Source organism: Candidatus Desulfolinea nitratireducens (genome assembly GCF_982879505.1).
The window spans coordinates 1-5,826 of the sequence record NZ_CEYOSI010000217.1 but is presented as its reverse complement, the minus strand read 5'-3'; the positions used below and the strand labels follow the sequence as shown (position 1 = coordinate 5,826).

General features: G+C 48.1%; 4 protein-coding genes. All 4 read left to right on the top strand.

The features are described 5' to 3' along the window. Nucleotides 1–449: 449 nt before the first annotated feature. Nucleotides 450–1,583, top strand: coding sequence for a hypothetical protein (locus tag AC3DOM_RS14935; protein WP_487919842.1), 1,134 nt, complete (start codon nucleotides 450–452; stop codon nucleotides 1,581–1,583). A gap of 589 nt (nucleotides 1,584–2,172) precedes the next feature. Beyond that, nucleotides 2,173–4,743 carry an Ig-like domain-containing protein gene (locus tag AC3DOM_RS14930; protein WP_487919841.1) on the top strand — a complete coding sequence of 857 codons (2,571 nt, stop codon included), beginning with the start codon at nucleotides 2,173–2,175 and terminating at the stop codon, nucleotides 4,741–4,743. Between the two features lie 12 nt (nucleotides 4,744–4,755). Next, the gene (locus AC3DOM_RS14925) at nucleotides 4,756–5,592 is read left to right on the top strand and encodes a hypothetical protein (RefSeq protein WP_487919840.1); all 837 of its coding nucleotides are present in this window, start codon (nucleotides 4,756–4,758) and stop codon (nucleotides 5,590–5,592) included. Nucleotides 5,593–5,645: 53 nt separating this feature from the next. Next, nucleotides 5,646–5,826, top strand: a 181-nt coding sequence (locus AC3DOM_RS14920) for a hypothetical protein (RefSeq protein ID WP_487919839.1), incomplete at its 3' end; no start/stop codon positions are given.

Here is a 5,826-nt window from a genome sequence, read left to right as displayed (position 1 = left end):
TTCATGTGGCGGCTCTTCACCAGGGGGATGTTCTTCAGGAGGCGGTTCTTCGCCCAAAATATCAAACTCACTGATCAGGGGATCGCTTTGCAGCAGTTTCAGTCGTTCCAGTTTGTTTTACCATTTAAGTTGATCAGCAAAAATCGTATTACATATTCTGATTTTTGAGATTGAGCGCTAAAATTTGGTCGAAATGGGCGACAACGGTGGTGAACTCAGTCATAACCCTCCCAACTTTTCGACTGTTTTGAAAAATTATGGAGTACAATGATTGAAACGTGGAATCCCGGTATGATACAGTTGGTTGGTCGGCATGGTTTTCTCCTGGCAATATGTTTTCTCGCAAAAACAACTTTACCCGGTTTTACCTGCCGATCAACCCTCTATTTGTCAAAGTGTCTGTTCGCTAGTAACATTTTGAATTGTTTTTATTACCAAAAGGAGAGAGAATGAATTACAAAGTTTTGTTCCTGTCAGTTACCATCTTAATTTTTCTGATGCTATCAGCCTGCAATTTGCCGTTGCCGACGGATTCTCCTCCAACTCCAACGCAAGGCTGTGCCGAGAAAATATTCAACGCCCAATATTACAACAGCGAATACGACCAGGATGGGGACTGTTACCTCAACCAGCTATTGGCCCCAGCAGCTTATTATGCGCAGTATACCGTGGATGACGACAGCGGTGACGATGAATTCATGGCCTGGTTGGAGAGTAGCTTCCAGCCCTGGCTGGATAATTATCCCTGGGACTGCAATGATAACGATGCCGCTATTGGCCCCGAATGTCAGGATGCCTGTGCTAGTTTGGGTTTTAATATCCAGTGCTATGACAGCGCCTACGATATGGATGGCGACTGCTGTATGATGGAGATGGCTGCGGATTCAGTCTGCGGATACACCCTCAAGAACGATTACGGCCAGGATGCCTTTGACAATTGGTTGGTTTCTTATCCCTGGGATACGGACGACAATAACCCTCAAGTTTGCGCTGCGCCGCAGGGTTGTGAAGCGCAGAGCTTCAACGTGCAATGTTATGACAGCGCCTACGATATGGATGGCGACTGCTGTATGATGGAGATGGCTGCGGATTCAGTCTGCGGATACACCCTCAAGAACGATTACGGCCAGGATGCCTTTGACAATTGGTTGGTTTCTTATCCCTGGGATACGGACGACAATAACCCTCAAGTTTGCGCTGCGCCGCAGGGTTGTGAAGCGCAGAGCTTCAACGTGCAATGTTATGACAGCGCCTACGATATGGATGGCGACTGTCACATGACGGAGGACTCTTCCCTATCTGTTTGCGGCTATACCCTGCAAAATGATTACGGGGAAGAGGCTTTTAATGATTGGATCGAGATTTACCCTTGGGACTGCGATGACAATAATCCCGCCATCTGGGTTGACTGCCCCACTCCTTCAACGACCGCATCGCCCCAACTCGCGCCCACCGTTAAGCCAACCCAGGAACCTCCTCCAACTAGAGATGAACCCCCGCCGCAGCCCACCGATGAGCCAACCCCGGAACCTCCGCCGGCGTTGCGACCGACTTCGGAACCTTCACCGACGCCTCGTAGTTAGGGATCACTGCGGGAACCATTTCCCGGGTAGTTTTTTCAATAGACTCAATATTGCATAAAAAAAGTTCCCTATGCCATTATGCCGGTCCCCGCGTAAAGATTCTTAAACTAAAAAGTCTCAATGATTGGAAATGAATGATCTCGCTTATAATTAGAGCATAGGACTATTGGAACTTAACATACCGCCATATCTGGGTAAAAAGGTATTAAATACAAGAAAAAGGCCACATGTGGGGGTTGTGAGAGTCCTTCTTAAGTCAGGGGACTCATAATCCTCAGCTGTGATTATTCTGGAACAGGAGTTTTTTTGGCAAATTTTTCTTCTCTGTGACCATACGCACTGAGTTTTAGAGATGTTTCTGCTTTTTACATGAAATTAAGCCCATATTGAGAATTGCTGTTTTCGACCTGCAAAGTTGCACTTACTTCTTGAATCTAAGGGTATAATAAGATTACTGGATCACTGATTATGGAGTAATCCTAAAGGTGTGGTTCCCATGAAGCGTAAACACTCTGGCCCCATAATATTTGTTGTGATTATTTCTATAGGAATATGCATTGCCTTGCTGCTAGTTTTAGTAATGTACTCTTTGAAGCAGACTGGCACTCCCTTAGGCTTGCTTAGCGAACCTCCCAGCGTACAAATTCTGATGCCTGAAGATGGAACGGTGATCACATCTGGGCAAGGGCTGATGGTAATTGTTGAAGCTACTTCAGAGATTGGAATGACGAGGGTGGAATTTTTCGAGGATGGGTTAATTTCGCAGCAATATATTTCTGCGGGGGAGACTTCACTGCAAACTGTTTTTCCCTGGTTTGGCAGCAATACAGGCTTCCATTCACTCAGTGTTGTGGCATATGATTTGCAAGGGCGCGCCAGTGAGGTTGTCAGCGTTCAGATTGGTGTTATGGCTGCGGTTCCTCAAGGTCAAGATGATGGAATCGCGGGTGCTGATGATGAACAAGCCGTTGGAGACGAGATTCAGCCCGAGGAAGGCGATCAACCCGAAGAAGGTGCAGATGCTCCCGTTGAGGATGCTCCTGAACTTGAAGATGTCGGTCAACTCCCGGACGAAGAGCCAGCAGCAGTAGATGAACCAGTCCAACCTGAAGAAGATCAAGCACCCATCGAACTCCCCCCTCAGCCTGAGGATGCCCCCCCTGAGATCTCACGCTTTGATGTCTTTGTTGATGTTGTCATGCCTCCCAACGGTGGGGCGGCTGTGGTCACAGCTGCAGCAGTTGGCTCAGCTCAGGATGACCTGGGATTGGAGAGGTTAACATTTACCTGGAGAAATGTTGTTGATCAAGATGGGGCACAATTCATACAAGATTGTAACGGCCAACAAGCCTGCGAGACTGACCTGGTCGTGCAGATGGGGGATGGACAATGGGTATTGAGCTTACAAGCTTTTGATACGTCGGGGCAGGCATCCCGTCCGAGTGTAGAGATCGTTGAAGTGCTGGCTCAGCCGGATCAACCACCTGCAGCAGCCGAACATGATTTTGACGATGATTGGCTGAGAGATCATTTCCGTGAGCAGGCTGAGAATTTTGCAGAAAACTTCGATGCTGCTGATTTTCTCCCATGGGGCGGCGGCCTTGATTTGGAAGATATTTTGCGGGGTTTATGGGGAGATCAGGAGGTAGAAATTGAGCAGGAAGAAGTCTGTGAAGAAGGGGACCGTGCTTGCCAGATGGGTTTGCCTATCAGCGTTTCCATCGACCCGCAGCCTACAGGTAATCTTATTACCTTAACGATTGAAGATGCACTCGCTGCGCCTGCAGGGCAACTTATTGCACCGGTAATCACGAAGAAATTTACTCATCACAATATCGTTTTCGATATTTTGCCGCAGGAGTGGGTTGATCTACAACGAGGCGGTTTGGTACCAGGGCAGCAGTTCACCTGGCTGGATGAAGATGTTGTCTGCCATGAAGAATATTCATATTTTGTGGAGGTCAGTGCTTTTGACCCTGCAGCGTTGAACGATTATTTAGGTGGCGGTGGTGTCCTGCGAGGTCAGGCTTTGGCATATGAAACGGTTGAAGTCAATTCTCTGGTATGTGGGGATGGATTGGTCAATGATTTGCAGCTAACGTCAGATGTTCACCCTGAAGGTGTCAAAGTGCACTGGAACTTGCCAGCGGAAGCAAATTGGCCTGCAGATGGTGTCCGTCAGATGCTGGTACGCTGGAATCGAACTGGGCCTCCTGGGGAGCAGGACTCCCACAATATCTACTCAGAGGCGATCGCCCTAGATATCCTTCAACAGGGTGGAGACTATCAATATATCGACCGAGATGTGGAGTGCGGCAATGAGTATTGGTATTTGTTGGGCGTTTCACAGGGAAATGAGCATCGGGGATTCAGTGCAAATGATTGGTTTGCCCATGCCAGCGTTGCTGCTCCAGCGCATTTCTGCCCCGAAGGACCACTTGCCAATATTGAATTAACTTTGTTATCTCACTGGAATGAGTGGATTGAAGGCCATTACACAGAAATCAGAATCGAATTTGAAGTCTCGCCAGATTTCGATTGGCCTGCCGGAAATAACGTTGGTTTCCATCTGTGGCAGGGCTCGACCGACGAAGATGGTCAATACCAATTAGAGAATAATCTCTTCTTCCCCCGTAGACCTGCTCAGAATAACAGCCCCTGGCAAGTTGATCAGGGTGTCTCTTGCTCCGAACATGTTTTTGATTTTTATTTAACACTTGTGGCAGATGGTCAGGTTTTGAATGAAGGACCTACCTTCAGCATAGAGCCTCCCAAGTGTCCCCCTAAAGACCCCCCAGCATTGCAGCAATTGCGCGCCACAAACGATTGTGGCGGTGCTGAACGCTGTGTTATTGTGAATTGGTTGCCGTTTGAACAGGCAGGGGATGAGCGACACCTTCCCGCGGAACACCTATTGATTGAGCGGCGAATAAACGTGATTAACAGGCCTTGGACAAGTTTCGAAATCTCAATGGATGAAACTCAATTCATCGATACTGAAATGAGATGTGAGACAGCTTTTCAATATCGCATGGTAGCCATTGATGAACGCGGTCTGCGGCGTAGTTCGTCGAATTTCTCACAGCCGCCCATGTTGATCATTGATACCCCCCCATGTGACCAACCCTGGGATGTGGTCGTTGTGCCAGATATGGAGTAAGGGAGGCTAACAATGAAATACACTAAATTTTCACTAATTTGGTTTTTGTTCTTGGGTCTTGTAACTGGATTTAGTTTGGCTAGCTGTGAGCTTTCGGGCTCCCCGCAGATGCCGGTTGAGGTTGCTTCTGTGCAGATTATCGTCCCGGTTGATCAAACCTATTTCTCTGTGGGAGATATGGTTCAGGTTAAAAGCCTAGTTTCCTCGTCCTCAGGCGTTTCCATCGTACGCCTGATAGTGAATGGTGTAGAAACGCGCCTTGATCAATTGAGCCAGCCCTTGAAAAGCGGCATCATGACCCAGGGTTGGCAGCCGACAGAGCCTGGAACTTTTGTACTTCAAACAAGCATTGAAGGATCAGGTGTTGGCAGTATTTCCTCCCAGGTAGTCATGGTCATTGTCGAAGGGGAAACCCCTCCAGAACAGCCGCCAGAACCGACAACAGCTGTCCCTGACATTGATGATACGATCACTCCCACACTTACACCGACAGAAACGTTGACACCGACTCTTACTCCAACTTTGACTCTAACCTGGACTCCCACCCTCACATATACACCAACCACAGAGCCCTTGGGTGTGCCTGAACCCATCGCTCCCAGTGGATCCTATAGTTGCCGGTCGACGATCTTCCTGGAGTGGAATTCCGTTTATTCCCCCAATGGCATTGCATATTACGAATGGGTTGTTGAAAGCCCCGGTGGAGTCGAAAATGGCACAACAACCGACATACAAGCCGAATTTTTCTTACCCAGCTGCGCTGCTCCTTATCGCTGGCAAGTGCGGGCGGCAGACAACCTGGGCAGGATTGGACAATTTTCAGAATGGATTGATTTTTCAATTGAGTAGTTGGATTTTCTGTCTGTTCATATAAAAAACGCCCCTGAATTCAGGGGCGTTTCATGTTAAGGGAAATAAATTTTTTAGGCTTCACCAGCTTCTTCGGCAGGGGCATCTTTCTTGGCAATCTTTTTCTTGCCTGTTTCAAGGGCTCCCTCGATCTTTGGTTTCTAAAAGATTATATCATACCCGGATTCCACGCCGCCGAAGCAGTCAAGGAGAGAATTTCGAAGAAAAGCCCCA